The 25,254-nt window shown below is 67.6% G+C and carries 22 protein-coding genes and 2 pseudogenes; 11 read left to right on the top strand and 13 right to left on the bottom strand.

Annotated features, from left to right (window positions below; all coding sequences use genetic code 11):
* The first annotated feature begins 24 nt into the window (after positions 1–24).
* Positions 25–840: a PspA/IM30 family protein gene (locus tag FXF75_RS03105; protein WP_163520078.1), complete on the top strand. Its 816-nt coding sequence runs from the start codon at positions 25–27 to the stop codon at positions 838–840.
* 5 nt (positions 841–845) lie between these two features.
* On the opposite strand, the gene FXF75_RS03100 is transcribed toward FXF75_RS03105, so the two are convergent.
* Positions 846–2,213, bottom strand: a complete 1,368-nt coding sequence (locus FXF75_RS03100; protein ID WP_163520077.1) for a hypothetical protein — start codon at positions 2,211–2,213, stop codon at positions 846–848.
* A 226-nt stretch (positions 2,214–2,439) separates the two neighbouring features.
* Here FXF75_RS03100 and FXF75_RS03095 point away from each other — a divergent pair, with 226 nt between their 5' ends.
* A complete protein-coding gene (locus FXF75_RS03095) occupies positions 2,440–3,444 on the top strand; it encodes a hypothetical protein (protein WP_163521076.1) in 1,005 nt (334 codons plus the stop codon).
* A gap of 104 nt (positions 3,445–3,548) precedes the next feature.
* Positions 3,549–4,000, top strand: a pseudogene (locus FXF75_RS03090) (desampylase).
* A 165-nt stretch (positions 4,001–4,165) separates the two neighbouring features.
* On the opposite strand, the gene FXF75_RS03085 reads toward FXF75_RS03090, so the two are convergent.
* The gene (locus FXF75_RS03085) at positions 4,166–4,468 is read right to left on the bottom strand and encodes a hypothetical protein (RefSeq protein ID WP_163520076.1); all 303 of its coding nucleotides are present in this window, start codon (positions 4,466–4,468) and stop codon (positions 4,166–4,168) included.
* Positions 4,465–5,511 (bottom strand): zinc-binding dehydrogenase, encoded by a 1,047-nt coding sequence (locus tag FXF75_RS03080; protein WP_163520075.1) that lies wholly within the window; start codon positions 5,509–5,511, stop codon positions 4,465–4,467. The genes FXF75_RS03085 and FXF75_RS03080 overlap by 4 nt, the downstream gene beginning before the upstream one ends.
* Before the next feature lie 174 nt (positions 5,512–5,685).
* On the opposite strand from FXF75_RS03080, the gene FXF75_RS03075 reads away from it, so the two are divergent.
* Positions 5,686–6,345, top strand: a complete 660-nt coding sequence (locus tag FXF75_RS03075) for a molybdenum cofactor biosynthesis protein B (protein ID WP_163520074.1) — start codon at positions 5,686–5,688, stop codon at positions 6,343–6,345.
* Between the two features lie 95 nt (positions 6,346–6,440).
* Here FXF75_RS03075 and FXF75_RS03070 read toward each other — a convergent pair whose 3' ends face one another.
* The 3 genes from FXF75_RS03070 to FXF75_RS03060 all read right to left on the bottom strand — a co-directional run bounded on the left by FXF75_RS03070 (position 6,441) and on the right by FXF75_RS03060 (position 9,140).
* The gene (locus tag FXF75_RS03070) at positions 6,441–7,025 is read right to left on the bottom strand and encodes an NUDIX domain-containing protein (protein ID WP_163520073.1); all 585 of its coding nucleotides are present in this window, start codon (positions 7,023–7,025) and stop codon (positions 6,441–6,443) included.
* Positions 7,026–7,107: 82 nt separating this feature from the next.
* A complete protein-coding gene (locus FXF75_RS03065; RefSeq protein ID WP_163520072.1) occupies positions 7,108–8,538 on the bottom strand; it encodes an MATE family efflux transporter in 1,431 nt (476 codons plus the stop codon).
* Positions 8,535–9,140 carry a TetR/AcrR family transcriptional regulator gene (locus FXF75_RS03060; protein ID WP_205427144.1) on the bottom strand — a complete coding sequence of 202 codons (606 nt, stop codon included), beginning with the start codon at positions 9,138–9,140 and terminating at the stop codon, positions 8,535–8,537. The genes FXF75_RS03065 and FXF75_RS03060 overlap by 4 nt, the downstream gene beginning before the upstream one ends.
* A gap of 278 nt (positions 9,141–9,418) precedes the next feature.
* Between FXF75_RS03060 and carB the strand changes: the two genes are divergently transcribed.
* Positions 9,419–12,676, top strand: a complete 3,258-nt coding sequence (gene carB, locus FXF75_RS03055; RefSeq protein ID WP_163520071.1) for a carbamoyl-phosphate synthase large subunit — start codon at positions 9,419–9,421, stop codon at positions 12,674–12,676.
* 13 nt (positions 12,677–12,689) lie between these two features.
* Here the strand turns inward: carB and FXF75_RS03050 are convergent, their stop codons facing one another.
* Both FXF75_RS03050 and FXF75_RS03045 read right to left on the bottom strand, forming a co-directional pair.
* Complete coding sequence (locus FXF75_RS03050; RefSeq protein WP_163520070.1) at positions 12,690–12,965, bottom strand: hypothetical protein; 276 nt, start codon at positions 12,963–12,965, stop codon at positions 12,690–12,692.
* 60 nt (positions 12,966–13,025) lie between these two features.
* Positions 13,026–13,382, bottom strand: coding sequence for a DUF5802 family protein (locus tag FXF75_RS03045; RefSeq protein ID WP_163521072.1), 357 nt, complete (start codon positions 13,380–13,382; stop codon positions 13,026–13,028).
* A gap of 333 nt (positions 13,383–13,715) precedes the next feature.
* On the opposite strand from FXF75_RS03045, the gene FXF75_RS03040 reads away from it, so the two are divergent.
* The 3 genes from FXF75_RS03040 (at position 13,716) to FXF75_RS03030 (ending at position 16,589) form a co-directional block, all read left to right on the top strand.
* Positions 13,716–14,363 carry a DUF1405 domain-containing protein gene (locus FXF75_RS03040; protein ID WP_163520069.1) on the top strand — a complete coding sequence of 216 codons (648 nt, stop codon included), beginning with the start codon at positions 13,716–13,718 and terminating at the stop codon, positions 14,361–14,363.
* A 116-nt stretch (positions 14,364–14,479) separates the two neighbouring features.
* Complete coding sequence (locus tag FXF75_RS03035) at positions 14,480–15,667, top strand: cell division protein ZapD (protein WP_163520068.1); 1,188 nt, start codon at positions 14,480–14,482, stop codon at positions 15,665–15,667.
* Positions 15,668–15,761: 94 nt separating this feature from the next.
* Positions 15,762–16,589 (top strand): metalloregulator ArsR/SmtB family transcription factor, encoded by an 828-nt coding sequence (locus FXF75_RS03030; protein WP_163520067.1) that lies wholly within the window; start codon positions 15,762–15,764, stop codon positions 16,587–16,589.
* A gap of 68 nt (positions 16,590–16,657) precedes the next feature.
* Here the strand turns inward: FXF75_RS03030 and FXF75_RS03025 are convergent, their stop codons facing one another.
* Positions 16,658–17,155 (bottom strand): hypothetical protein, encoded by a 498-nt coding sequence (locus FXF75_RS03025; protein WP_163520066.1) that lies wholly within the window; start codon positions 17,153–17,155, stop codon positions 16,658–16,660.
* A gap of 208 nt (positions 17,156–17,363) precedes the next feature.
* On the opposite strand from FXF75_RS03025, the pseudogene gatD reads away from it, so the two are divergent.
* Together gatD and FXF75_RS03015 are read left to right on the top strand one after the other, a co-directional pair.
* Positions 17,364–18,610: pseudogene (gatD, locus tag FXF75_RS03020) on the top strand (Glu-tRNA(Gln) amidotransferase subunit GatD).
* 2 nt (positions 18,611–18,612) lie between these two features.
* The gene (locus FXF75_RS03015) at positions 18,613–19,533 is read left to right on the top strand and encodes a GNAT family N-acetyltransferase (RefSeq protein ID WP_163520065.1); all 921 of its coding nucleotides are present in this window, start codon (positions 18,613–18,615) and stop codon (positions 19,531–19,533) included.
* Here FXF75_RS03015 and FXF75_RS03010 read toward each other — a convergent pair.
* From FXF75_RS03010 to FXF75_RS02995, 4 genes are all read right to left on the bottom strand, one after another.
* Positions 19,530–20,765 (bottom strand): hypothetical protein, encoded by a 1,236-nt coding sequence (locus FXF75_RS03010; RefSeq protein ID WP_163520064.1) that lies wholly within the window; start codon positions 20,763–20,765, stop codon positions 19,530–19,532. The genes FXF75_RS03015 and FXF75_RS03010 overlap by 4 nt on opposite strands.
* A 127-nt stretch (positions 20,766–20,892) precedes the next feature.
* Complete coding sequence (locus FXF75_RS03005; protein ID WP_163520063.1) at positions 20,893–21,168, bottom strand: ubiquitin-like small modifier protein 1; 276 nt, start codon at positions 21,166–21,168, stop codon at positions 20,893–20,895.
* A gap of 133 nt (positions 21,169–21,301) precedes the next feature.
* Positions 21,302–22,486: a TrkA C-terminal domain-containing protein gene (locus tag FXF75_RS03000; protein ID WP_163520062.1), complete on the bottom strand. Its 1,185-nt coding sequence runs from the start codon at positions 22,484–22,486 to the stop codon at positions 21,302–21,304.
* Complete coding sequence (locus FXF75_RS02995; protein ID WP_163520061.1) at positions 22,483–23,817, bottom strand: potassium channel family protein; 1,335 nt, start codon at positions 23,815–23,817, stop codon at positions 22,483–22,485. The genes FXF75_RS03000 and FXF75_RS02995 overlap by 4 nt, the downstream gene beginning before the upstream one ends.
* A gap of 162 nt (positions 23,818–23,979) precedes the next feature.
* Here FXF75_RS02995 and FXF75_RS02990 point away from each other — a divergent pair, with 162 nt between their 5' ends.
* A complete protein-coding gene (locus FXF75_RS02990) occupies positions 23,980–25,149 on the top strand; it encodes an NAD-binding protein (RefSeq protein ID WP_163520060.1) in 1,170 nt (389 codons plus the stop codon).
* Positions 25,150–25,254: the final 105 nt, after the last annotated feature.

The following is a 25,254-nucleotide window of genomic DNA, read 5'->3' as shown; positions in this document are numbered from 1 at the left end:
GGTCAGGTCACGAAAGAGGGTTGTATGGGAGTGCTTTCACGCCTGTCGTACGTCGTTCGGTCGAAGATAAACGCCGCGCTCAATCGGGCCGAGGACCCCTCCGAGACGCTCGATTACTCCTACGAACAGATGCGCGACGAGTTGCAGGAGGTCAAACAGGGTATCGCGGACCTGACCACCCAGAAGAAGCGCTTGGAGATGCAGAAGCGCCGACTCGAAGAGAACGTCGAGAAACACAACGAGCAGGCCCGCGAGGCCGTGAATCAGGACCGCGAGGACCTCGCCCGGCGCGCGCTGGAGAAGAAGAAGCAGAAGATGAACCAGATAGAGGACCTCGAAGGTCAGATAGCCAGCCTCCAGAACACGCAGGACAACCTCGTCGAGAAGAAAGACCAACTCCAGAACCGCATCGAGGAGTTCCGCACCAAGAAGGAGAGCATGAAGGCGCGCTACGAGGCCGCCGAGGCCCAGACTCGCGTCTCGGAGGCCATGACCGGCGCGGGCGACGAGATGGAGGACGTGGGTCGCGCCATCGAACGCGCCGAGGAACGCACCGAGGACATGGAGGCCCGGTCGGAGGCGATGGACGAGTTGCAGGAGTCGGGCGTCTTCGAGGACGCGCTCTCGGACAAGGACTCGCTCGACCGCGAACTGGAAGAGGTCCGTACTTCGGGAGAGGTGGACGCCGAACTCGAAACGCTCAAAACCGAGATGGGCAAGGGTTCGACCGACACTGCCGACGCCGACACCGCCGACGTGGAGACGGAAGTCGAAACCGAGAGCGCGGACGAGGACATCGAAGCCGAGTTAGAGGAAATCAAGGACGACGAGGACACCTAACGCCGCTACGCTCGGTCGTCTCCGTCCTCCTCGTTCTCGTACTCGCCATCCTCGCCCGTCTCGGTCGCCCCATCGGCGAGGCGTTCGGCGGTGTCGGCCCGACCGGCCGCCGTGATTCTGACCGTCGCGCCGTCGCGCTCGACCACGTAGTGGACGCCGGGCGCGTGGTCGCTGGCCGGGACGAACAGCGTCTCACCCGCCGAGCGCGCGCCACGTTCGTCCAGCATCGCGCGCCACGCGTCGGCGAACTCGCCGGCCTCGCGCTCGCTCTCCCAGACCGTCACCCAGTGGGTCGCCGGTCCCGCCGCACCCGCGGCGGCGTAGTAGTACATCCGGTCGTTGGCCCACCCGTCGGCGACGCGGGCCGCCCGGTCGAACGCCAGACCGTTCATCCGGAGCGAGTGGCGCACGACCAGTTCGCCGACGGTGTCGGTGTGGTACTGGGTCAACTTCTCGGACTCGGGAATCTCCGGAGCCTCGGGAAGCGGCGCGCGCTCGTCTCGGTCGGTCGGGTGGAGCAGTTCGGCCGTCGAGTCGGGCGGGCGCTCGATGGCCGCCGACCGGACCGCAGGGGAGCTACCGGTCCGCTCGTAGAACTCGTAGCCGTAGTAGTAGGGCGTCCCAGCGACGCTGTGAGGCCACGCCGCCCGGTCCAGCGTCCGGTTGTAGTCCGCGACCGAATAGTTGCCCCCGCCGTACCGCCGGACGTACTGCTCGGTCACCCACATGGCGTCGCCCTCGACCATCGCGGTGGTGACGAGCCGGGAGTCGGTCGTCCAGCGGGGGAACTGCGCACGGAACTGCGAGCGCGAGGGCGTCAGCAGTTCGTGCTGGAACTGGAGCGCGTGGACGAACTCGTGGGCCAGCACCACGTCCTGCGTGAGACCGTACTCGGTCAACTGCGAGTCGTTCAGCAGGTAGATGTGGACGGCGGCCTCCCGTTGGACCGTGTAGCCGAGGGGAGTCCGTCGCTCGGTGGACGCGTTCGAGTACAACTGGAGCGCCTTGGCTCCGACGGGTCGAATGGACCCGAACGTGTCGCGCATGTCGTACCGTTCGCCGTTCTCGGGGTCGTACTCGTGGAGCGTGATTCCCTGCGTCGCGTCGAGACCGCGGAGTCGCTCGACCCGGTTCAACACCGCCGACGGGTCGTAGTCCGGGGTGAACCCCTCCGTCTCGATTTCGACTGTCGCGTCGCTCGACTCGTCGTCTGTCAGGCGTCCGTCCGCCGCCCGTTCGCCGGGCGGCCCGACCCGGTCCGATGCGATTCCCGCGCCCTCCACTCCCGAGGTCTGGTCGGCCGCCGCCGGGGTCGCGCCCGCGAGCGCGAGCAGGACCGCCAGCGCGAGGGCCGCCCGGACTCCCCCTGCCATGCACCCACGCACGTGCCGAGACGGCAAAAGGCCCGCGGGTATTTCCGTCGTCCTCTCGTATCCGAGCGCACATGTCCGCCAGCGGACGGTCCGGGGCGACGGCAGGTCGGGGGCGCGCGGCGAGTCCGGTAGTGAATCGAGAACGGACGGGTCGGGCGATAGCGTGACGGAACGCGACGCGACGAGGACTGACGGGTCGAGCAACGACCCGCAACCGAACGACACGATGCGCGAGCGGGCCGACGAGAGCAGAGTGAAACTCTGGCTACTGTTGGAGGCCAATCGGTGGAGCGTCGCCGGTGTGCTGCTCGCGGGACTGTTCCTCGCGCTGGTCGCGCTCGGCGTCCTCGACCCCTCGCCGCTCCAGCGGTCGGTGGCAGTCTCCGACCCCACCGAGACGCTGTTTCAGGCGTACGTCACCGCCATCGTGACGGGAGTGACGCTCGTCGTGACGCTGAACCAGTTGGTCCTCTCGCAGGAACTCGGTCCGGTCGGCGACCAGCGAAACCGGATGCAGGGCGCGATGGAGTTCCGAGAGGACGTGGAGGACGTTCTCGACGCGCCCGTGACGCCGCCCGAACCCTCGGCGTTCATGAAGCGATTGGTCGAAGAGACTCGGTCGCGCGCCACGGCCCTCCGAGACGACGTCGCCGACAGTCCCGACGCGGACCTGCGGGACCAGACCGCGGAGTTCGTGGGCGAACTCCAGACGAACGCCGACGCCGTCAGCGACCGACTGGCCGACGCCGAGTTCGGGAGCTACGACGTGCTGTCGGCGGTGCTGGACTTCAACTACTCGTGGAAGATATTCCGCACGCGGAGCCTCCGCAACCGCCACGCCGACTCGCTGACCGACGACGCCGAGGCCTCCTTCGAGGACCTCGAAGAGGTCCTGCGGTTCTTCGCTCCCGCACGCGAACACTTCAAGACGCTCTACTTCCAGTGGGAACTCGTGGACCTCTCGCGGGGGATGCTCTACTCGGCGGTCCCGGCGCTGGTCGTGGCCTCGTCGATGATTATCTACTACGACGCCAGAGCGGTCCCGGGCGCGACGCTCGGCGTGAGCAACGACGTGTTGCTGACCAGTCTCGCCGTCACCGTCTCGGCCGTCCCGTTCATGCTACTGCTGTCGTACATCCTCCGCATCGCCACGGTGGCGAAGCGGACGCTGGCTATCGGGCCGTTCGTCCTCCGCGAGGTGGACCAGGACGACCGACTCGACGCCGATTAAGAGCGTCGGGGAGACGTGCAGAGTCCGACCACTCTCGGAGTGTGATTTCCGCTCGGAACCAGCACTTATCTCGTCGAGGCACGAACCGAACGGCCAGAACACCCGTGCCGACAGACGATACCGACTCCCCGACCGTCGTCGTCCCCCGGTCCGTCCGCGAGGAAATTCTCGCACACGCCCGCGATGGCGCGCCCGAGGAGGTCTGCGGAATCCTCGCGGGGACGTGGGACGAGGGCGACCACCGCGTCGAGGCCCGTCATCCGGCCGAGAACGTCGCGGAGACGCCCCGGACGCGATACGAAATCGGCCCTAGAGAGCAGTTGGCGCTGATGGAGGAAATCGAGGACGCGGGCCGGGAAGTAGTGGGGTTCTACCACTCGCATCCGCGGGGTCCGGCGCGGCCGAGCGCCACCGACGCCGCGCAGGCGACGTGGCCCGGCCGTCGTACGTCATCGTCTCGCTGGGAGAAGACGCGGGGGTGTCCGTCGGGTCGTGGCGCTGGACCGGCGAGGAGTTCGTCGCGGAGTCGGTGCGCGTGGAAGGTGCGGAGTCGTAGGACTTCCGTCTCTTCTCCTGCTCCGCGGTGAAATTGGACTCGTAACCGGAAGCTACCGGACGCGGATGAACCCCTCTGTAGCGCATTGCTGTGTTCTTCGATGCGAATGGATACAGCAAATATCGATATATAGAATCCGGGGTCGGGCGAGAAAAGCGAGAGCGCTCAGTCGCTCCGCTGGGCCGACCAGACCGCGGTCGCGCCGAGCAGAACCGCCGGAATCATCGGCAGGACGAGGTAGGCAAACTTGTACGGGCGGACCGGCGGCAGGAACAGAATCGTCGCAGGAATCACCAGAAAGCAGACGATAATGACGCCGACCAGCACCCAACCGCGCCAGTCCCACTCCTCGCGTCCGCGCTCGACCGGCGCGGCGGGGTCCGAGAGGTCGGTCTCCTCGTCGGTCTCGCGGCCGCCGCGGCCCTCGTCCACGTCACCGGGTCGGTGCGTGTAGGTGTCCTCGGTCATCCGTCGTACTCGCTGTCGGGCACGACGACGACCTTGCCGAAGCCCTCGCGGTCTTCGAGCAGTTCGTGGGCGCTGGCCGTCTCGCTCATCGGCAGGGTCTCCCGGATTCGCGGCTCGAAGGTGCCGTCCCAGACGAGTTCGAGGACGTCGTCCACCTCGCCGGGGTTCGCCATGGTCGAACCGATGACCGAGAGCTGATTCCAGAAGATGCGGTTCAGGCTCGCGCCGGGGTTCGGTCCGGTGGTCGCGCCGCAGGTGACGACGCGCCCGCCCTTGGCGAGACTCTTGATGGAGTCGGGGTAGGTCGCCGCGCCGACGTGGTCCACGACCATGTCCACGCCGCGCTTGCCGGTCAGCTCCCGGATTTCGGCGGCGAAGTCGTTCTCGTCGTAGTTGATGGTGTAGTCCGCGCCGACCTCCTCGGCGTACGCCAGTTTCTCGTCGGAGGAGGCGGTGGCGTACACCTCGGCCCCGGCGTAGTCGGCTATCTGGACCGCGGCGTGGCCGACGCCGCCCGACGCGCCGAGGACCAGCACCTTCTCGCCCGCGTCGAGGTCGCCGCGATTGAGGAGCATCCGCCACGCGGTCTGGAAGACCAGCGGCGCGGCCGCGGCGGTCTCCCACTCGACGCCCGTGGGGACTTCCACGAGGTTGTCCTCGGGAACCGCGGCGCGCTCGCCGTGGACGCCCCGGACGTGTTCGCCGATGATGTGGTAGTTCACGCACATCGAGTACTCGCCGTCGCGGCAGAACTCGCACTTGCCGCAGTAGACGCCCGCCGAGACCGCAACGCGGTCGCCCGGTTCGAACCGAGTCACGTTCTCGCCGACTTCGAGGACGACGCCCGCCGCGTCGCTCCCCGGGACGTGGGGCATGTCGAGGTCCAATCCGGGCAGGCCCTTGCGCGTCCACACGTCGAGGTGATTGAGCGCGCCCGCCTTCACGTCCACTAGTACCTCGTCGCGGTCCGGCGTCGGGTCCGGAAACTCGTCGTACTCGATGACGTCACGGTCCCCGTGTTCGCTGAACTGGACAGCCTTCATACCTACGACGTGGGTTTCGCGGGGTAAAACTGTACCTCAAGCGGCCGAGGTTTCGGGGTCTGGCCGAGCGACTTCGCAGTATTCTCGTCTCGGTGATTCGAAGAGAAGTTAGAATACCGACAGAATAGGCGCTCACGGCGTTGATTTAAGGGGCTGTCTGTCAAATACTCACGTATGGTCGATTTCCAATCGCGCGACACGCGGCGCGGACGCGACGAGGACGAGCAGGACCCGGCGGAATCGTCCGAGAGCGGCCGCGACGACGGGGTGGACGCTCGGGACGACGACCGCCACGGGGACGGCGGTCACGGAGACGACGCCGACAGCGCGGACCACGACCATCACGCCCACGACGTGGACTCGCTCGGCGTGGCGGTCGTCACCGTCTCGTCCTCGCGCAGTCTCTCGGACGACCCCGCGGGCGACGCAATCGTCGGGACGCTCGAAGACGCTGGCCACAAGGTGGTCAGTCGCGACCTCATCGGCGACAGTTACGACGGGGTGCAGGGGTCGCTCGACGGATTGGTCAACCGGAAGGACGTGGACGTGGTCGTCACGACCGGCGGGACCGGCGTGACGCCCGACGACGTGACCATCGAGGCGGCGCGACAACTGTTCGACAAGGAGTTGCCGGGGTTCGGCGAACTGTTCCGGTCGCTCTCGTTCGAGGACATCGGCACGAAAATCGTCGGCACGCGCGCCACTGCGGGAGTCGCCGACGGCGTGGTCGTCTTCTGTCTGCCCGGGAGCGAGAACGCCGCGAAGTTGGGCGCCGAGCGGATAATCGTGGAGGAGGCCGGGCATCTGGCCGGACTAGCTTCACGAGGCGAATAATCGCACCGACACCCGGCGAATAGCTGACTCCCGCTCGACGAGTGACCGATTTCGCACCCGCCGAGTGACCGACAGAACGTCGAAGAAGTGCAGTTCTACTCGAAGTCTCGCCGCATCGCAATTTGGAACCACGGGCAGAGCCGCAGTTGGCGGTACCATTCGGGATGCTCGTGGAGTCGCTCGTAGGGGACCCACATCAGACCGGCGACCTCCTCCTCGTCGGGGTCGAGCGAGAGGTCGTCGAGCGTGAGTTTGAGGACCGCACAGACCTCGTGTTCCACGCCCGCGTTCTCGAAGTAGCGCTTGTACTCGAACCTGTCGGTCACGCGGAGGTCGTCGTACTGGTCGGGGGTGACGCCCAGTTCCTCTTCGAGGCGCTGGCGGGTCGCCTCCTCCTGACTCTGTCCCTCCACCGGATGGGAGGCCACGGTGCCGTCCCACCACGTCCCCCAGAGGCGTTTGTCGGGGGCGCGCTGGGCCAGCAGGATGTTGCCGTCGCCGTCGAACACCAGCGACGTGAACGCCCGGTGGCGGATACCGTCGCCCGTGTGGGCTTCGAGTCGGTTGACCGTCTCTTGGGCCTCGTCGTCCGCGTTCACGGCGACGACGTGCTGGCGGGCGTTCTCGTGGTCCTCTGGCGTGGGCGTGCTGGCGTCGGATGCCGTGTCGTCCGTACTCATTGGCTGGGAATTGCGGGGGGTAGGTAAAACCGTCTTCGATAGTTCGCGGCAGTTCGTGCGGTGTGACGCCGGGCCAACCGCGTCAGTCGTCGCCCGGCGCGGGCCCGGGTCCGCGAGTGAGGTCGGCGTCGCGCCACGTCCCGCGCTGGAACCATGCGTACGCGACCGACGCGCCCACGACGTTCGTGACGGCGAACGAGAGCCAGATGCCGTCGGAGCCGAGCGCTCGCGCGCCGAACCACGCTAGCGGGAGACGGAGGACGCCGAACGCCCCCACCGAGATGGCGGCCGCGGTGAGCGTCTTGCCCGCGCCGCGGAAACTCCCGTTGTAGGCGCGCATGATGCCCATGAAGCCGAAGGTCGGCGCGACGTAGCGCATGAAGGTCGCGCCGATGGCGACCACGTCCGCGTCGGTGGTGAACACCCCGACGATGGGTTCGGCCCAGAGCCAGCCGACGACGCCGACCGCCGAGAGGACGACGAACATCGCCTTCGCGGCGAACAGACTCGTCGCGGCGGCCCGGTCGTAGTTGTTCGCGCCGACGTTCTGGCCGGACATGGTCTCGACGCCGCGAGCGACCGCGATGGCCGGCATGAAGACGACCGAGAGCACCCTCGTACCGATGCCGAACGCCGCGACGACCGGCGTCGAGAACATCCCCACGACGAGCAGCATGAGGTTGATGGAGAGCGCGCGGCCGGTGCCCTCTACCGACGCCGGGAGACCGATGCGGACGATTCGTCTGGCGAACTCGAAGTCGGGACGCATGTCTCGGAGGTTGATTTCGATGCCGCGTACCCCGGCGAACATGATAGCGAGTCCCGCCACGAAGGCGAGCGCCCGCGAAAAGACGGTGGCGTACGCCGCGCCTTCGAGACCCATCCGCGGGAATACCCACCAACCGAAGATGAGGAACGGGTCGAGGACGATGTTGAACAGGACCGAGAAGAACATCACGACCATCGGCGTGACGGTGTCGCCGTAGCCCCGCATCAGCGAGATGAACATCAGGAAGCCGAACATGAACACCAGACCGAGCGAGATGACTCGCATGTAGGCGACCGCCAGCGGGTAGACGTCGGGTTCGGCCCCGAAGAACAGCAGGAGGTCGTCGACGACGAAGTACCCGGCGACCCCCAGCAGTATCGAGACGACGACGGCGAACACGACGGTCTGAGACGCGGCGTACTCGGCGTCGCGTTCGTTGCCCGCGCCGACGTTCTGGGCGACCATGACGCTGCCTGCGACCGACAGCCCCAACCCCAGCGAGATGAGCAGGAACACCATCGGGAACCCGAAGCTGATGGCCGCGAGCGCTTCGGTGCTGTACTGACCGACCCAGAAGGTGTCGGCGAGGTTGTACGCGGTCTGAAACAGGTTGGTGATGACGATGGGAATCGAGAGCAGGACGAGCGGTTGTGCGATGCCGCCCTCCGTGAGGTCGAGGCTCTCTTGGTCGAACGCACGCGCGATGAGCCGTCGCGTCTGCGCGAGTCGGTCGCGGACGCTCACCGTTCGGCCTCCGTGCTTGTGTCGGTGGCGAGCACGTCCGAATCGACGTAGCGTTCGAGGGTGCGTCGCGTCCGTTCGGTGGTGCGACCGACCGCGACGCTGCGGGTCTGCGCGCCGTTACAGACCGTCACGAGGAAGTCCGCCGTCTCCTCGACGTCGAGGTCCGCCCGGAAGTCGCCCGAATCGACGCCCGCGGCGAGGACCGCAGCGAAGCGGTCGCGCAGCGCCCGGTCGAAGTCGTCGAGGCGAGCGCGGAACGCCTCGTCGTAGGGACCCTGCGCCTTCATCTCCAGCACCGCGGTCTTGAACTCCCGGTTCGGGGACTCCGCCGACGGTTCGAGCACCGCGTCGATAGTGCCGAGCAGGCGGTCGCGCGGCGTCTCGCCCTCGACCGCGTCGAGTCGCGCGGTGAACGACTCCAGCAGGTCGTCGAGGAACGCGAGCAGCAGGGCGTGCTTGCTCTCGTAGTGGTAGTGGAACGCCGACTTGCTCTTCTCGGACTCGGCGGCGATGTCCTCCATCGTCACGTCCGCGTAGCCGTGTCTACAGAGCGCCCTGTAGGTCGCGTCCATGATATCTTCGGTGGGGGATTCGTCCGACATGCGAATCGCGTAACTATCGTAACTGACTGACTGGGCAGTCAAAGCGGTTGTGGTAGTAGTAGCGGTGTGCTATTTGCCCCCGTTTCTCGGGGCTCGTTCTCGACGACAGTGAGGGTGCTTGTACCCCCAGTTCTCGGAAACCCGTCTCGGCGAGACGCACTCTCGGACGGTCGCACCGCGTGAGAACCGATACCAAATTCGAATTTCGAAATCTCGTTTCGGAAGTCGTAATCTATCGCCGGATTTATTACGATGAGCGAACTTCACACTACCAACCAATGACCGACGACAACGCAGGCGACGGACGGACCATCCTGCTCATCGGTAGCGGACCGATTCAAATCGGACAGGCCGCGGAGTTCGACTACTCCGGCGCACAGGCCTGCCGTGCGCTACAGGAGGAGGGTGCGCGAGTCGTGCTGGTCAACTCCAACCCGGCGACCATCATGACCGACCCGGAGATGGCCGACGAGGTCTACATCGAACCCATCACGACCGAAGCCATCGCCGAAATCATCCGGAAGGAGAACCCGGACGGCGTCATCGCGGGACTGGGCGGCCAGACCGGCCTGAACGTCACCGCGGAACTCTCGGAGGAGGGCGTCTTGGAGGAGTACGCCGTGGACATCATGGGCACGCCCCTCGACACCATCTACGCCACCGAGGACCGCGACCTGTTCCGCCAGCGCATGCGCGAGTTGGACCAACCCGTCGCGCGCTCGACCACCATCTCTCTGGACGACGGCGACGGCGACGACGAGGGCGAGACGGTCGCCGAGTTGACCGAGGACGACCTCCGCGAACGCGTCGAGGCCGCGGTCGAGGAAGTCGGCGGTCTGCCCGTCATCGCCCGGACGACCTACACCCTCGGCGGGTCGGGGTCGGGCGTCGTCTCCGACATGGACGAACTCGTCGAGCGCGTCCGGAAGGGCCTGCGCCTCTCGCGCAACAGCGAGGTCCTCATCACGGAGTCCATCTCGGGGTGGGTCGAACTGGAGTACGAGGTCATGCGCGACGCGGGCGACTCGACCATCATCATCTGCAACATGGAGAACATCGACCCGATGGGCATCCACACCGGCGAGTCCACGGTCGTGACGCCCTCGCAGGTCATCCCCGACGACGGCCATCAGGAGATGCGCGACGCCGCGCTCGAAGTCATCCGGGACCTCGGGATTCAGGGCGGGTGTAACATCCAGTTCGCGTGGCGCGACGACGGCACCCCCGGCGGGGAGTACCGCGTGGTCGAGGTCAACCCGCGCGTCTCCCGGTCCTCCGCCCTCGCCTCGAAGGCGACGGGCTACCCCATCGCCCGCGTGACCGCGAAGGTCGCGCTCGGCAAGCGCCTCCACGAGATAGAGAACGAGATTACCGGCCAGACCACCGCGGCCTTCGAACCGGCCATCGACTACGTTGTCACGAAGGTCCCGCGCTGGCCCAAGGACAAGTTCCCGGACGTGGACTTCGAACTGGGCACCGCGATGAAGTCCACGGGGGAGGCGATGGCCATCGGTCGGACATTCGAGGAGAGCCTCCTCAAGGCCCTGCGCTCCTCGGAGTACGAACCCGACGTGGACTGGGCGGAAGTGGACGACGAGACCCTCGAAACCGACTACCTCGAAGCCCCGACGCCCGACCGCCCGTACGCCATGTTCGAGGCGTTCGAGCGCGGCTACACCGTCGAGGACGTGGTGGACCTGACCGGCATCTACGAGTGGTACGTCGAGCGCTACGAGAACGTCGCCGAGGCCGTCGTCGCCGCGCAGGAAGGGAACTTCGAGCGGGCGGCCGAGACCGGCTTCACGAACCAGCAGGTCGCCGCGGTCGCAGGCGGCGAGACCGAGAGCGCGGCGGACGCCGCCCCGCGGAATCCGAGCGGCGGCAGTGCGACCATCGACGACGTGGAGGCCACCGCGCCCGAACGCGACTTCAAGCAGGTGGACACCTGCGCGGGCGAGTTCGCGGCTTCGACGCCGTACTACTACTCCTCGCGCAGTCCCGGCGCAGGACTCGGCCGCGACGAGGTGCAGGTAGACAGGGACGTCGAGAGCGTCGTCGTGGTCGGCGGCGGTCCCATCCGCATCGGGCAGGGCGTCGAGTTCGACTACTGTTCGGTCCACGCGGTCCGCGCCCTGCGCGAACAGGGCATCGAGGCCCACGTGGTGAACAACAACCCCGAGACCGTCTCGACCGACTACGACACCTCCGACGGTCTGTTCTTCGAGCCGATTACGGCAGAGGAAGTCGCGGACGTCGTCGAGGCGACCAACGCCGACGGCGTGATGGTCCAGTTCGGCGGCCAGACCTCGGTGGACATCGGCGAACCGCTCGAAGCCGAAATCGAGCGCCGGGGTCTCGACTGCGAGATTCTGGGCACCGCGGTCGAAGCGATGGACCTCGCGGAGGACCGTGACCGGTTCAACCGCCTGATGGACGACCTCGGCATCGCCCAACCCGAGGGCGGCACCGCGACCAGCGAGGCGGAGGCGCTCGACCTCGCCCACGACATCGGCTACCCGGTGCTGGTCCGTCCCTCCTACGTGCTGGGCGGCCGGGCGATGGACGTGGTCCACGACGACGAGGAACTCAAGGAGTACATCGAGGAGGCCGTCAGGGTCTCGCCCGACAAGCCCATCCTCGTGGACGAGTTCCTCGCGGACGCGGTCGAACTCGACGTGGACGCGGTCGCAGATGGCGACGACGTGCTCATCGGCGGCGTGATGGAACACGTCGAGTCGGCCGGGGTCCACTCCGGCGACTCGGCCTGCATGATTCCGACCCGCGCGCTGGACGACGAGACGCTCGGTCGGGTCCGCGAAGTCGTCGAGGACATCGCGGTGGCGCTCGACACCGTGGGCCTGCTGAACGTCCAGCTGGCGGTCCAAGACGGCGAGAGCGAGGCGCAGAGCGCCTCGGATGCGAGCGGTGAAACCGCGAGCGAGGTGTACGTCCTCGAAGCCAACCCGCGCTCCTCGCGGACGGTCCCGTTCGTCTCGAAGGCGACGGGCGTCCCCATCGCCAAACTCGCCGCGAAGGTGATGGCGGGCGAATCGCTGGCTGACCTCGAAGCACAGGAGCAGATTCCCGAACAGGTCAGCGTCAAGGAGGTCGTCCTCCCCTTCGACCGCCTGCCGGGGAGCGACCCCCGTCTCGGCCCGGAGATGAAGTCCACGGGCGAGGTCATGGGCACCGCCGACACCTTCGGCAAGGCGTACGACAAGGCCCAAGACTCGACCGGAAAGCCGATTCCCGAGGGCGGGACCGCGGTCGTGGACCTGCCGGTGGACGGCTTCGAGGAGTACTACGACGTCGCGGAGTTCGACGACCTGACTACCGCAATTCAGCGCGGCGAAGTGGACCTGCTCGTGACCCGGAACCGCGACGCCCTCGAAACCGCGGTCGAAGAGGAGATAACGTACTTCTCGACCGAGGCGAGCGCCGAGGCCGCGCTGGAAGCGCTGGCGGCCAAGGACGAACCGCTCGACGTGAAACCGGTCGGCGACCGGCCCAAGCAGTCCCGGAAGTGGGGTAAGTAGCGCTCGAAACCGGCTACACGACCGCGAGTCCGACCGCGCCGCCCGCGAGGAGGGCCGCGAGCGCGTACCACGGTTCGCGCCGAACCGTCTGCTGGGCGGCCGGTATCTTCCCCGTGTACTTCAGGCCCAGCGCCACGGCGACGAAGGCGGCCGCGAATCCGACTGCCACGTCGGTTCGGCCGATACCGTGGGCGTAGCCCGCGAGGACGCCGACGACCGCACCGAGGATGGCGGCGTGAATCTCGGTGTAGGTCAGGGAGTTCTTCGATTCGAGGACCGATTTTGCCATAGCCGAGTCTATGGCTACGGGGCTTAAATTTGTTTTCGGATGCGTAAAATTAGTCGCGGGTCACGTTCCGACGCCGGGCGTCGTCTCCTGATAACGGAGCAGTTGGTCCGCGCGGTCCGCCTTCGCCAGCAGGACCTCCTTGAGCGTCGGCGGGTTCCGGATACGGGTGTCGTCGAGGAGGCGTTCGGGTAGCGCCAGCGTCCCCTCGGGAACGCCCTCGTCCCCGTGGACTGCGACGTGTCGCTGGTCTACCTTCATCACGAGCGGACTGTCGAGTCGTTCGATGCCCTCACCCGAGGTGTACAACTGCTCGTTGATGCGCTCGTGTTCGTCGCGGCGCATGACCGCTTCCTCTCGCTCGGACGGTTGGACGTACAGCCGACCGAGGTAGTAGCCGCTCGAAAACTCCTCGAACATGGGTCGTGGTGTCATATACCACTACGTAGCAATAAACGTTACGTAAATATTTATATAGTAGGGCAATTCCACTTTTTAATGGGTTTCGACTTTCTGTGGACGAGAGGCGTTCCGAGACGAGTGCAGAGTGAGGAGACAGACGGAAAGAGAGAAACGTCGAGGGCGGAAAGCAGTCGGCACTGCGAGGACGAAAGAGACGCCACTGTAAAGCACGACACCGTTCGGGCCGGCAACCGAGGGCCGCCGTCCGGCAGTCCGTTCGAGCGACGTCCCGCCGAGTCGCGCACCCGCGTTCCGGGAAGACCTTAGTCGCTGGCGCTCCGCGTCCCCTGCATGGCGACGTTGGAGCGATACGCGCGTCGGTACCTCGAAGACGGACCAAATCTCGCGCGGTTGCTGGTCGTGAACGTGCTGGCGATACTCGTCGGCGTCCAGTTCTACGTCGAAACGTTGCCCGAGGTTCCCGTCTACCTCTGGCCGTTCTACGCCGACTCGCCCGCCGCGCTGTTTCTGGTGACGCTGTCGCTGGTCACGCTCCTGCCGAACCTCGGTCGTCCGCTCGGCGACGCACCGCAGAACCGCGCGCTGGCCTACCTCCACACGCTGGCGTTCGCGTGGCTGGTCAAGTACGGCGTCTGGACGTTCGTCTCGCTGAATCTCGGCTTCTCGGCCTACTTCGGGCCGCCGTGGAACCCCGACGCCTTCTGGGCGTACTGGTTCATCATCGTGACTCACCTCGGGTTCGTGGTCGAGGCGTCCCTGCTACCGTACTTCGGCGCGACGACTCGCGGGGCGCTGGCAACCACGCTGGTGGCCCTCTTGGCGAACGACGCCGTCGACTATCTGTTCGGGTTCCACCCGCCGCTTCGGTACGAACCCGGCCTCTTGTTGCCCGTAGCGACCGTCGCGCTCTCCGTGCTGGCGGTCGCGACCGCCGCCAGCGCGTTCGGCCGACTTTCGAACGCCGACGGTAGCGCGTAGGCGGGTTCTAAGCCGATTTTAAACTCTACGAACCGATTTGGACATCCCGTGTGACCACCGTGAACGGAGCGAACGAATGTCGCCCTTTTTAAGCCACGGGAGTATAGGACCAACCGATGAGCCTCTACCGAGCCGCCCTGTTGGCGCTGTTCGTCGTCGGCGGTGCGCTGACCGCCGCCGCCGTCCCGGCGGGTGCAGTCGCCCCCGGCGGATTCGATGCGACCGCAGTTGCTCTCGACGGTGACGCCGACGCCCGCGCTATCAACGCGGTCGAACCCCGCGCTATCGACGCGGTCGGAGACGAGGACGTGCAGGTGTCGGTGAGTCGCGCTACCGATGTGACAGAAGTGGGTGTCGGTCCCGCGAACGCCCAACGCGCCGAGAACAACTCCACCGACAACTCGTCGCTGGGTGCGGACATCTCGTCGTTCATGCAGTCGAGTACCGCGGAAGTCGGAGGTGCGGTCGAAACCGGCATGTGGTCCGCGTCGTTCAACGCTACCGAGAACGAGTCGAAGCAGGTTCGACTGGTCGAACGTCGAACCTCCGAACTCCGTTCGGAACTGCGCGACCTCAAACAGCAGAAGGCCCAACTCGTCGCCGAGCGTGAGGCTGGCAACGTCAGCGAAACCGCGTACAAGGCGAAGATTAGCCGCCTCATCGGCCAGATTAACGCCCTCGAATCGTCCATCAATACGACTACGGCCCGCGCCAGACAGGTGAACGCCAGCGTCGAGACCCTCGGCACGCTCCGGGCCGAGACCGCGAACCTGACCGGTCCGGAAATCGCCTCTGTCGCCCGCAACGTGACCGGTGTCGGTAACGGACCCGGCGTCGGCAACGGCCAACGCGGTCCGCCGGCCGAACGGGGTAACGGTACTGGCGTCGGCAACAACAGCAGCGTCGGCAACGGTAACGGCGTCGGAAACGGTAACGGCGTCGGTGTCAGCGATGGCGACGGGAACGGGACCGACGTGGGAAATAGGAACGGCAACGGAGATGGAAACGGCAACGGCGACGGTGACGGAAACGGTACGGCGGGCACAGGTAACGGACCCGGCGTCGGCAACGGTAACGGCACGGCGGGCGACCGCAACGCGACCGGCGGCCCGCCGAGTGGCAGTACCGATATCGGAAACGCGAGTTCCGGCGACGGTCCGTCGGTCGAACCCGACACGTCGCCGACGGTCCGCGAGGTGCTCCGCGGAGCCACGGCAGCACCCGGACTCGTCGCCCACGTCGAGACCGCGTTCGACGTCGGAACCGTCATCCCGGACGGCGCACTGACCGTGGCCACGACGTGACGCGGTACGACGTACCCCTTCCCGACGCGGCACACGGTGCAGACACGACCGAAAGACACGCTTTTGAGTACGCGATTCGTAGTCCTGATAGCGAATGGACTCCGCCGAGCTACTCGACATCCTCGGGAACGAGAACCGCAGACGCATCCTCCGTCTGCTCTCGCGCAAACCTTGTTACGTCACCGAGATTAGCGAGTACCTCGGCGTCAGCCCGAAGGCGGTCATCGACCACCTCCGGAAGCTAGAGGACGCCGGTCTCGTCGAGAGTCGCACCGACGACCAGCGCCGGAAGTACTTCAGCATCTCGCGCAACCTCAGACTGGAGGTGAGCGTCTCGCCCTACGAGTTCGGCATGAAGAGCGCGTACCCGGCGAGTACGAACCTCGACGCGAGTCGGTGGCGCTACGTCTCGCTCAACGTCCAACTCGACTCGTCTGACACCGACGAAGACGGACCGGGAGAAGACGCAGAAACGGAGACAGATGGAGACGGTGAACTCGAAGCGGACACCGGGGACGGGGCGGTCGAACCGGAGACCACCGAGGTCGGCGACGAAGGGACGGAGGGCGGCGACCCGGACGCCGAGGACGAGAGCACCGAGACGGTCGGCGAAGCCACCGCTCTCGCGGCGGAGCTCGACGAACTCCAGCAACTCCAGCGCGAACTGTCACTCGCCCAGCGGTGGGTCCACGGCCGCATCACCGACGTACAGGACCGACTCGGCGACGCCGTGGACGGCGACGGGGAGGCCCGCCTCCGGGCGGACGTGCTGGCGGCCGTCGCGGGGGGCGCGACCACCGTCGAGGAGGTGTGTCGGACGGTCGAAGCCCCCGGTCACGTCGTCGAACCGGCGCTCGCGGAACTGGCCGACCGCGGCTTTCTGGACCGCGACGAGGACGGGGACTGGATTCTGGCGGAGTAGCGTGAGTAGACACTGGCGGGCGGATTCTGAGAGACGACCATCGCGTGCCGAAGCGGTTCCTCGAAGCGTCAGATGTCGGTCGTCAGGCCGTCTCGGAGGTCGCCGCCGAAGTAGGCTCCGAGCGCGCCCGCCACGAGACCGGTCCCCGCGCCGAACGCCACGAGCGGCACGCCCATCCCGCCGAAGGCGGTCAGCGCGAAGTGACCGAGCATCACCGTGATTCCCGCCGCGACCGCGCCCGCGGCGGCCGATTCGACGATAGTCGAGCGTTCGACCGCCAGTCCGAGGACGAACGCCCCGGCGAACGCGCCGAGCAGTCCCGCGAGGTTGTCGAGGAACGGAAGCGGGATGAAGGCGTTCCCGGCGACCGTCCCGCCGCCGAGCAGGACGAGCGCGTAGAGGAACAGGCGCGGCGAGAAGATGCCGACGGCGCGGTGCTTGGCGCGCTGGAGGAACGACGACGGTTCGGGCGACTGGGACTCGGCGTCCGCGGAGTCGTCACCGAGAACGTCGGTGAAGTCGTCCGCGACCGAGTCGCGCGTGCGCTGGTCGGAGCGCTGAGGCATACGAGAATGTGAGACGGCCGAGGTAATGGGTCTTTCCGTACCGTGAGTAGTCTCGGATAAAACCCGGGTCCGACGGGGTGGAACGTCAGAACCGGGGACGGTGCGCTCGGAATCCCCGCGTAGACCCGACTCGTCGTCTCGCCGTCGGCAAATCGTCCCCACGCGCCGAAAAGATGGTTTCAAGTCCGGCGCGCCGGTACCTCGTGGTATGAATCCCGGCGACCGCGTCCGCGTCCAGCGGGCCGACCAGACCTACGAGGGCGTACTGCTCCCTTCCTCGACGAGCCAGAACCTCGTCGTCAAGCTGGAGGGCGGCTACAACGTCGGTATCGACAGGGCCGACGCCGACGTGGACGTCCTCGAAAGCGACGTCTACGACATCGAAGAGGGTGACACCGAGGAGTCCTCCGAAGTCGAGTTCGACCCCGACCTCCCGACCGTCTCGCTCATCTCCACCGGCGGTACCATCGCCTCGACGGTGGACTACCGAACCGGCGCGGTGACCGCGCAGTTCGACGCCGAGGACGTGCTGCGGGCGGTCCCGGACCTCGCGGGCCGAGCGAACTACCGCGGGCGCGTCGTCGCCAACATCCTCAGCGAGAACATGACCCCCGACGTGTGGCGCGACCTCGCGGAGGCGGTCTACGAGGAGATAGAGGCGGGCGCGGACGGCGTGGTCGTGATGCACGGCACCGACACGATGCAGTTCACCGCGAGCGCGCTGTCGTTCGTGCTCGACACGCCGGTCCCCATCGTCTTCACCGGGAGCCAGCGCTCGGCGGACCGACCCTCCTCGGACAACGTGATGAACGCGGTCTGCGCCGTCGAGGCCGCCAAGGCCGACGCCGCGGAGGTCATGGTCTGCATGCACGCGACCGAGAGCGACGACGTGTGCGCGCTCCACCGCGGGACGCGGGTCCGGAAGAATCACACCTCGCGCCGGGACGCCTTCGAGACGGTGGGCCGCAAGCCCCTCGGCGAAGTCGCGTACGGCGGCGACGAGCCAGAAGTCACGTTCGGCGCGACTACGCCGAGCGCGGCGAGACGGACCTCGACATCGCGCCGGAACTGGAGTCCGACGTGGAACTGCTGAAGTTCACGCCCGGTATGGACGAGTCCGCGCTCGACCTCGCCGAGGGCAAGGCGGGCCTCGTCCTCGAAGGCACCGGACTGGGCCACGTCCACTCGGACTGGACCGACCGCATCGCGGAGTTGGTCGATTCGGGCACCACGGTCGTCATGACCAGCCAGTGCATCGAGGGCCGGGTCTGCGACCGGGTGTACGACACCGGCCGAGACCTGCTCGACGCGGGCGTCGTGGAGGGCGAGGACATGCTCCCCGGCACCGCGAAGGTCAAGTTGATGTGGTCGCTGGCCAACAGCGACGACCCCGAGGCGACCGTGCGGACCCCCATCGCTGGCGAAATCACCGAGCGGTCGGTCCCGTGGGAGTGAGCATGACGGGCGCGACGATTCAGTTGCGGGAGGCCCGCCACGAGGACTACGAGCAGATAGCGGCGTTCACCCAGAACACGTGGCCCGACCGGGAGGGCGGCGACTACATCCCGGACATCTACCACGACTGGATAGACGGCGACGACCGCCGGACCGTGGTCGCCGACGCGGGCGACGACATCGCGGGCATCGTCCAGTGCGTCCTGCTCTCGGACTGGGAGTCGTGGGGGCAGGGGATGCGAGTCAACCCCGAGTTCCGCGGGCGCGGCGTCGCGAGTCGCATGACCGAGGACCTGTTCTCGTGGGCGCGCGAGCAGGGCGCGACCGTGATGCGCAACATGGTGTTCTCGTGGAACGTCCCCGGTCTCGGCCAGTCGCGGGCGACCGGCTACGACCCCGCCACGGAGTTCCGGTGGGCGCTCCCCGACCCCGACCCGGACGCCGACCCCGACGCGGAAATCACCGCCGACCCCGAGGCGGCGTGGCGGTTCTGGACCGGCGGCGACGCCCGCGACCACCTCCGCGGTCTGGCGCTCGACGACGAGGAGACGTGGGCGGTCTCCCAACTCACGCGCGACCACCTCCGGGCCGCGGCCGACGACGGCGGCCTGTTCGTCGTGCAGGACGACGGGACGAGAGGGTTCACCCACAGGGTCCGGGAGTACGAGCGCCCGGCCGAGGACGCGGCCGTCGACAGCGACGAGACCGACCGATGGGTCGAGTACGGCGTCGGCGCGTGGGAGGACGCGGCCAGCGCGGACGCGCTGTTCGACGCCGTCGCCCGCGACGCCGCCGACCGCGGGGCCGACCGCGTCCGGATGCTGATACCCGAGACGGTCCGGGCGGTCAGCGACGCCGCGCTCTGCCGGGTCGAAGTCTCCGACGAACCCGACTTCGTGCTCGCGGCGGACCTCACGCGCTAATCGTCTTCGGCAGTTCGCTCGTCGGTGCGCTTCTTCTCGGCCGCCCGTTCGTCTTCCTGCTCGTCGTCCGTGCGTTCGTCGGCGGTCCGTTCGTCGTGTTCCGTGGGGATGTTCGGGTCCGACACCTCGACGTCGTCCTCCTCCCAGTCGAAGTTCTCGAACCCGCCGCCCGATTCGAGGATGAACGGACCGGAGGCGAGGGTCCGGAGCGTCACCGCCATCGCGCGGAGGACGTACGCGGTGAGCATCAGGTACGGAACGAGCGCGATGGTGTAGGCGACGCTGACGAATATCATCAGCGGCGACAGCGCGAACAGCGACACCTGCGGGAAGAGGTTGGTGTCGAGCGCCAGCAGGACGTAGGACGTGACGATGATGGCGGGCAGCGAGACGTAGAGCAACCGACTCGACAGGTGAGCGAACTCGCGCTTGTAGTACAGCGACTTGAAGTACTCCCGGCCGGTGGCGAACACCTTCAGCGTCTCCACGATGTCCTCTATCGCCGCCTGCTCGTCGTCGTCCAGTCCCTCGCCGTACTTGCGCTGGAACCGGCGGGCGACGTGGAGTTGCCACGAGTAGTCGTAGTTCAGACCCGCGAGCAGGACTCTGAAGGTGCCGAACTGGGCGTCGGTCAGCGTCTCGCCCGCGCGCTCGGCCTCGTCGGTGATGTTGTCCGAGAAGGTCTTTGCCTCCCTGCGGAACTCTTCGTCGTCGCTCCGGGCCGCGATGTCGGCGAGCGTCGAGGACTGCTGGTCGATTATCTTGAGGATGGCCCGGAGGAACTCGGCCGGACGCGCCGGACTCACGTCGCCCTCGATGAACTGCTCTATCTGCCCGCGGTACCGAATCGAGGCGTCGATTCGCTCGCGCTGGTGTTCGATGTCGGTTATCTCCTCGGAGAGGACGATGGAGTTGATGGAGACGACCACGGAGACCAGCAGAATCATGCCGCTCAACAGCGTGTTGAACAGCGTCTGAACCGTGTTCGTGTCGTTGAGGAGCGCGTACACGTCCACCGGTCGCACGACCGACAGCAGCAACAGGACGACGAGGACGGCGACCAACAGGACCAGCGTGACGTGCGCCCGCTTACCGCGCAAGAGGAACCAGTGAGCCACGCGCTCGCCGAGCGACGACGGCGTGCTCCGGTCGCCGGGTATCAGCGTGTCGAGCGAGCGATGCTCGGGCACCAACTCGTCGAGCGTGTCGTTTCCGGAGTCCCCCGACCCCATATCCGTTACGAGTAACGGACCCCGCCGTTAAGAACTTCTGGCTGGGACGACCGGAGAGAAAGCGACGCCTCCCGGAGTTCAGGCGCTCCCTACGCCGGGAGAGCGGGGCGACTGTCTCCGGGCCGGGTCACCCGCCGCTGACCGGGGGAAACAGCGCGAGTTCGTCGCCGTCTTCGAGTTCCGTGTCGAGTCCGTCCTCGGTGTGGACGTTCGTCCCGTTCCGGAGGACGTTGATGTGGTCGCGCAGGTCGCCGTCCTCGTCGTAGATGCGCGCTTCGAGGTCCGGGTGTTCGGCGACCAGTTCCGCCAGCGCCGCGCCGACCGTCTCGCCGGGACCGGTTTCGACTTCCACCTGCTTCCCGCCCGCGATTTCGGCGAGGTCGGCGAACAACTTCCACTCCATGTCGGGACCTTCGGGTCGGTCGGCCTTTGTTCCATCGCTCCCGAAGGGAGACGGAGACCGGTCGGCAACGTGCGGGTCACGAAAGAGCGCATCCGCCGCGGACCGCGAACGCGCAGAAGGACGGACGAATAGCTCACTTCCGGCCGGAGACCGTCGCCTCGCTCTCGCTATCCGTCGGCGTCGCCTCGCTCGCCGCGGCCTCGATGCGTCGGAGCGTGTCGGGCCGCCCGACCACGTAGATAGTGTCGTCGGGCGCGAGACGGCGGTCGTCGGCCGGAATCGTCTCCACGCCCGTCGCGTCGCGCACCGCGACCACCGTCGCGTCGATGCTCGCCACCGGCGCGCCGACCAGCGGACTCGCTTCGGAGAGGGTGACCGCGCCGAACGTCTCGTCCGCCGCGCGGAGGCGCGCGGAGAACTCCCGGTCCGCGCGGAGTTCCGCCGGGAGCGTCACGAGGCGATACTCGGCGTCGCGGTCGAGGCGGGCCGCGTCGGCGGCGTCGAGTGCGAGGGTCGCCACGTCGTCCACCGCCGCCCGGAGTTCGGCCGTGGCGACGCGCTCGGGGGCGGCGTCCGCCTCGCCCTCCGTCGACGAGGCGCGCCGCCACACCTGCACGAAGTCGCCCGCGCTGGCACCGAACGCCGGGTCCGCTCGGACCGCGACTGCGACCGTCCCCGGCGCGAGCGTCGGCCCGAGTCCCGACACCCGTCCGCCGACCGCGAGGAACTCGACGGTGCCGTCGTCGGCGAGTTCCACGTCCACGTGACCAGCACCGTAGTCGTCGCGGAGTCGCTCGGCGAGGCGCTCGGTGAGTTCGGCGCGAGACAGTCCGCGGGGGAACCGGAGCGTCTTGCCCGCGATGGTCTCGCGCGTCGCGGCGTCGAGGGGTTCGTAGCCGTCGATGTCCTCGATTCCCTCGGGGAGTTCGACCGCGACGAACCGACCCACGGACCCCACGAACCGACTCACCTCGGCGTCGAAACCGACCACGTCCGCGAGGATTCGAGCGCCCGACCGTGCGCCGATTGCGGCCGCCGCCGCACCGAAGACGAACGCAGCGACGTTGACGAGCGCGGTTTCGGGCGTCGGTCCGGCCTCTCCGGTGCTGAGGAACTGCCGGAGCGCCGTGGTGGTGTTCAGCCACGCGCCCACGACGCCCGTGCCGACCAGCACGGCCAACCCCTCCGGCATCTCCTCGTGGGTGTACGACCGGTAGCCCACGCCCGCCACGGTGGCCACGCCTCCGGCGAGCAGCGAGAGACCGACCACGCGCAGGACCGCCATCGCCGGGCGTTCGAGTGCGGCGAGGAGACTCATCGGTTCACCCCCGAGTCGCCGGAACGCCGACCGGTCGCCCCGTCACTCGAACTCCGACCCGCCTCCGCCGCGTTCGGACTCCGACCGACTTCCTCGAAGCGGTCCAGCGCCTCGCGGGACCCGACGACGTAGAGTTCGTCGCCCGCCCCGAGCTGGGTCGTGCCGCGGGGCGCGACCGTCCACGTTCCGCCGCGCCGGACCGCCAGCACCGCGACGCTCCACCGCTCGCGCAGCGCCGCCTCGCCAAGCGTCACGCCGTCGAGGGGACCGCCCGCCGCCAGTTCGACTCGCTGGATTCGCTTGCCGTCGCGCCGGAGGAGCGAGAGGAGTTCGAACTCCCGGCGGGTGCCCCGGGCGCGGACCCGGAGGTCGGCCGATTCCGTCCCCAGTAGGGTCTCGGCGTCGCGCCGCGGCACGGCGAGTGTCACCCGGCCGTCGCCGCCGGTCGCCCGCGCTCCGGCGGCGCTCGCAGTCGGGGCCACGCTCGAAACGCTCTCGTCGGGGTCCTCGTCCGAGTCGGCGTCGAGCGCGGCGGGGCGACTGGTCGGCGGGGCCGAAGCGCTCTCCCCCGACCGGGCGCTCAGGACGGTTCCGTCAACCGTGGTCTCGGCCGTCGAGACCGTCACCTCGTCGTTACGTGCAAGCCCCGTCGGGACCAGCGCGTCCACCGAGACCGCGCGCTGGCCCTTCGGGACCCGCCGCGAGAGCGCGCCCGCTGGCGGGGCCGCGCTGACGGTCGCCCGACCGCGCGAGTCGATGCTCGCCGACACCTCCGCGAGGTCGTGGTCGGTCCGGAGTCGCTCTTCGAGGCGCAGTTCGAGTTCCGACAGCGGGAGGTCGGCGGGGAAGGTCCACTCGCCGTCCCGCAGGGTCGCCCTGAGGTCGTCGGGGAGCGGCGGATACCCCTCCACGTCGCCGACCTCGCCCGCCACCCGCACCCGGACCTGTCCGAACCGACCCACGCGCTCGACCGCGTCGGCGGACAGGCCGCGCTCGCGGAGACCCCGGACGGTGAACCGACGCGGGAACTCCGCGCCCATCTTGTCGCCCTGCGCGTGGGCGTAGAGCGTCGCCATCATCACGACGAGCGCCGAGACCAGCGCCGTGGGCGAGGCGACGAACTGGGGGTCGAGCAGACCGAGCAGGCCGCCCTGAATCCCGGCGATGGCGACCCCGAACACCAGAACACCGAACCCGGGAATCGTGACGCCGGTGAAGTACTTGAACGTGAATCCGAGCGACCACGCCACCAGCGCGGGCACGACGGCGGTCAGAACCCCGATGTAGATGCCGAGGAGGAGTTCGACGAGGAGGTCCGGGACGAGGAGCATTCGTACGTTCCGGACAGACAGACCACCCCCAAAGAACTATCGACGCGGGGCCACCGGACCGCCGACGGTCCGGTGCGGCGGAGCGACGACCGACTGTCGGACCGCCGACGAGTCCCCGCGGAGTACCGACGGTTTATTTGGGGTGACCGCGACAGGACCGGTATGGAGGCGGCGACGTGGCGACGCCGAATCGGCGTTCGGCTCACCGTGACGCTCACGTTGGCGGTGGCGGTCCTCTCGATAGCGACCGGCATCTCCAGCATCGGCTTCACCGCGGCGTCGGCCCAGAACCTCTTCGGCGGGCAGATTCCACAGTGGGCCAAGGAGACCGCCGGATTCACCGGGACGCTGACCGGATTCCTGATGCTCGCGAGCGCCCTCGGAATGCGTCGGGGTCTCCGACTCTCGTGGTACTCGACGGTGCTGCTCCTGCCGCTGACCGCGGCGCAGGGGTTGGTCCAGTCGAGTCCCTACTCGCTCCCGCTGGTCGTCCTCTCGGTGGCCGCGCTCCCGATAGTTCTCGTCGGGAGACGCCGGTTCGACCGCGAAGTGGACTTCACGGCCACCCAACTGGCCGCCATGGCGGCGCTCGTGGGCGTGCTGGTGTACGGAACTGCGGGCACGTACGCGCTGGCCGACCAGTTCAACGGGGTCAACACGCTGTTAGACGCGTTCTACTACACGCTCGTGACGGCCAGTACCGTGGGGTACGGCGACGCCGCGCCCGCGACCCAGACCGCCCGCTTGTTCGGCCTGACGGTGGTCGTCCTCGGTGCGACGACGTTCGCCGTCGCGCTCGCCTCCCTGCTCGGCCCCGCCATCGAAGCGCGCCTCGCGACCGCACTCGGAAGAATGACAGAATCACAACTCGAACTCCTCGAGGACCACGTGGTCGTCCTCGGCTACGGCGACCTGACCGAACCGATACTGACCGAACTCGACGGACAAGTGGAGTTCGTCGTCGTCACGCCCGACCAACAGCGCGCGACCGAACTCTCCGACCGGGGGTACAAGGTGCTGAAAGCCGACCCCAGCGACGAGGACCCGCTCAGGCGGGTCGCCATCGAGGAAGCGAGGGCCGTCGTCGCGGCCACGAACAACGACGCCGAGGACGCGCTGGCGGTGCTGACCGCCAGACAACTCAACCCGGACGTGCGCATCGTGGCGGCCGCAACCGACCGCGAGAACGTGGTCAAACTCAAGCGGGCGGGCGCGGACACGGTCATCAGTCCCGCGACCATCGGCGGCCACCTGCTCGTGCGCTCGGCGCTCGGGAGTGACGGGATGGAGAGCGTCGCCGACAGACTCGCGGGCGAGTCCGCGAACCACTGAGCCCGTCTCGCGGTCGGAACCCCGTATCTGACGACGAGTTCGTGGGTCACATCGACCGACAGTCGCGGGGTCGTCCACACCGAACGGCGTTTCTATTCCGCGTTT

It is taken from the genome of Halorussus sp. MSC15.2 (genome assembly GCF_010747475.1).
In the GTDB taxonomy this organism is placed as follows: Archaea; Halobacteriota; Halobacteria; order Halobacteriales; family Haladaptataceae; genus Halorussus.
This window is presented reverse-complemented; position numbering and strand designations above follow the sequence as displayed.

Excerpts from the sequence above, each read along its gene's own strand:
- FXF75_RS03105 (WP_163520078.1), top strand. The coding sequence starts at position 25 with ATGGGAGTGCTTTCACGCCTGTCGTACGTCGTTCGGTCGAAGATAAAC.
- FXF75_RS03100 (WP_163520077.1), bottom strand. The coding sequence starts at position 2,213 with ATGGCAGGGGGAGTCCGGGCGGCCCTCGCGCTGGCGGTCCTGCTCGCG.
- FXF75_RS03095 (WP_163521076.1), top strand. The coding sequence starts at position 2,440 with ATGCGCGAGCGGGCCGACGAGAGCAGAGTGAAACTCTGGCTACTGTTG.
- FXF75_RS03085 (WP_163520076.1), bottom strand. The coding sequence starts at position 4,468 with ATGACCGAGGACACCTACACGCACCGACCCGGTGACGTGGACGAGGGC.
- FXF75_RS03080 (WP_163520075.1), bottom strand. The coding sequence starts at position 5,511 with ATGAAGGCTGTCCAGTTCAGCGAACACGGGGACCGTGACGTCATCGAG.
- FXF75_RS03075 (WP_163520074.1), top strand. The coding sequence starts at position 5,686 with ATGGTCGATTTCCAATCGCGCGACACGCGGCGCGGACGCGACGAGGAC.
- FXF75_RS03070 (WP_163520073.1), bottom strand. The coding sequence starts at position 7,025 with ATGAGTACGGACGACACGGCATCCGACGCCAGCACGCCCACGCCAGAG.
- FXF75_RS03060 (WP_205427144.1), bottom strand. The coding sequence starts at position 9,140 with ATGTCGGACGAATCCCCCACCGAAGATATCATGGACGCGACCTACAGG.
- carB (WP_163520071.1), top strand. The coding sequence starts at position 9,419 with ATGACCGACGACAACGCAGGCGACGGACGGACCATCCTGCTCATCGGT.
- FXF75_RS03050 (WP_163520070.1), bottom strand. The coding sequence starts at position 12,965 with ATGGCAAAATCGGTCCTCGAATCGAAGAACTCCCTGACCTACACCGAG.
- FXF75_RS03045 (WP_163521072.1), bottom strand. The coding sequence starts at position 13,382 with ATGTTCGAGGAGTTTTCGAGCGGCTACTACCTCGGTCGGCTGTACGTC.
- FXF75_RS03040 (WP_163520069.1), top strand. The coding sequence starts at position 13,716 with ATGGCGACGTTGGAGCGATACGCGCGTCGGTACCTCGAAGACGGACCA.
- FXF75_RS03035 (WP_163520068.1), top strand. The coding sequence starts at position 14,480 with ATGAGCCTCTACCGAGCCGCCCTGTTGGCGCTGTTCGTCGTCGGCGGT.
- FXF75_RS03030 (WP_163520067.1), top strand. The coding sequence starts at position 15,762 with ATGGACTCCGCCGAGCTACTCGACATCCTCGGGAACGAGAACCGCAGA.
- FXF75_RS03025 (WP_163520066.1), bottom strand. The coding sequence starts at position 17,155 with ATGCCTCAGCGCTCCGACCAGCGCACGCGCGACTCGGTCGCGGACGAC.
- FXF75_RS03015 (WP_163520065.1), top strand. The coding sequence starts at position 18,613 with ATGACGGGCGCGACGATTCAGTTGCGGGAGGCCCGCCACGAGGACTAC.
- FXF75_RS03010 (WP_163520064.1), bottom strand. The coding sequence starts at position 20,765 with ATGGGGTCGGGGGACTCCGGAAACGACACGCTCGACGAGTTGGTGCCC.
- FXF75_RS03005 (WP_163520063.1), bottom strand. The coding sequence starts at position 21,168 with ATGGAGTGGAAGTTGTTCGCCGACCTCGCCGAAATCGCGGGCGGGAAG.
- FXF75_RS03000 (WP_163520062.1), bottom strand. The coding sequence starts at position 22,486 with ATGAGTCTCCTCGCCGCACTCGAACGCCCGGCGATGGCGGTCCTGCGC.
- FXF75_RS02995 (WP_163520061.1), bottom strand. The coding sequence starts at position 23,817 with ATGCTCCTCGTCCCGGACCTCCTCGTCGAACTCCTCCTCGGCATCTAC.
- FXF75_RS02990 (WP_163520060.1), top strand. The coding sequence starts at position 23,980 with ATGGAGGCGGCGACGTGGCGACGCCGAATCGGCGTTCGGCTCACCGTG.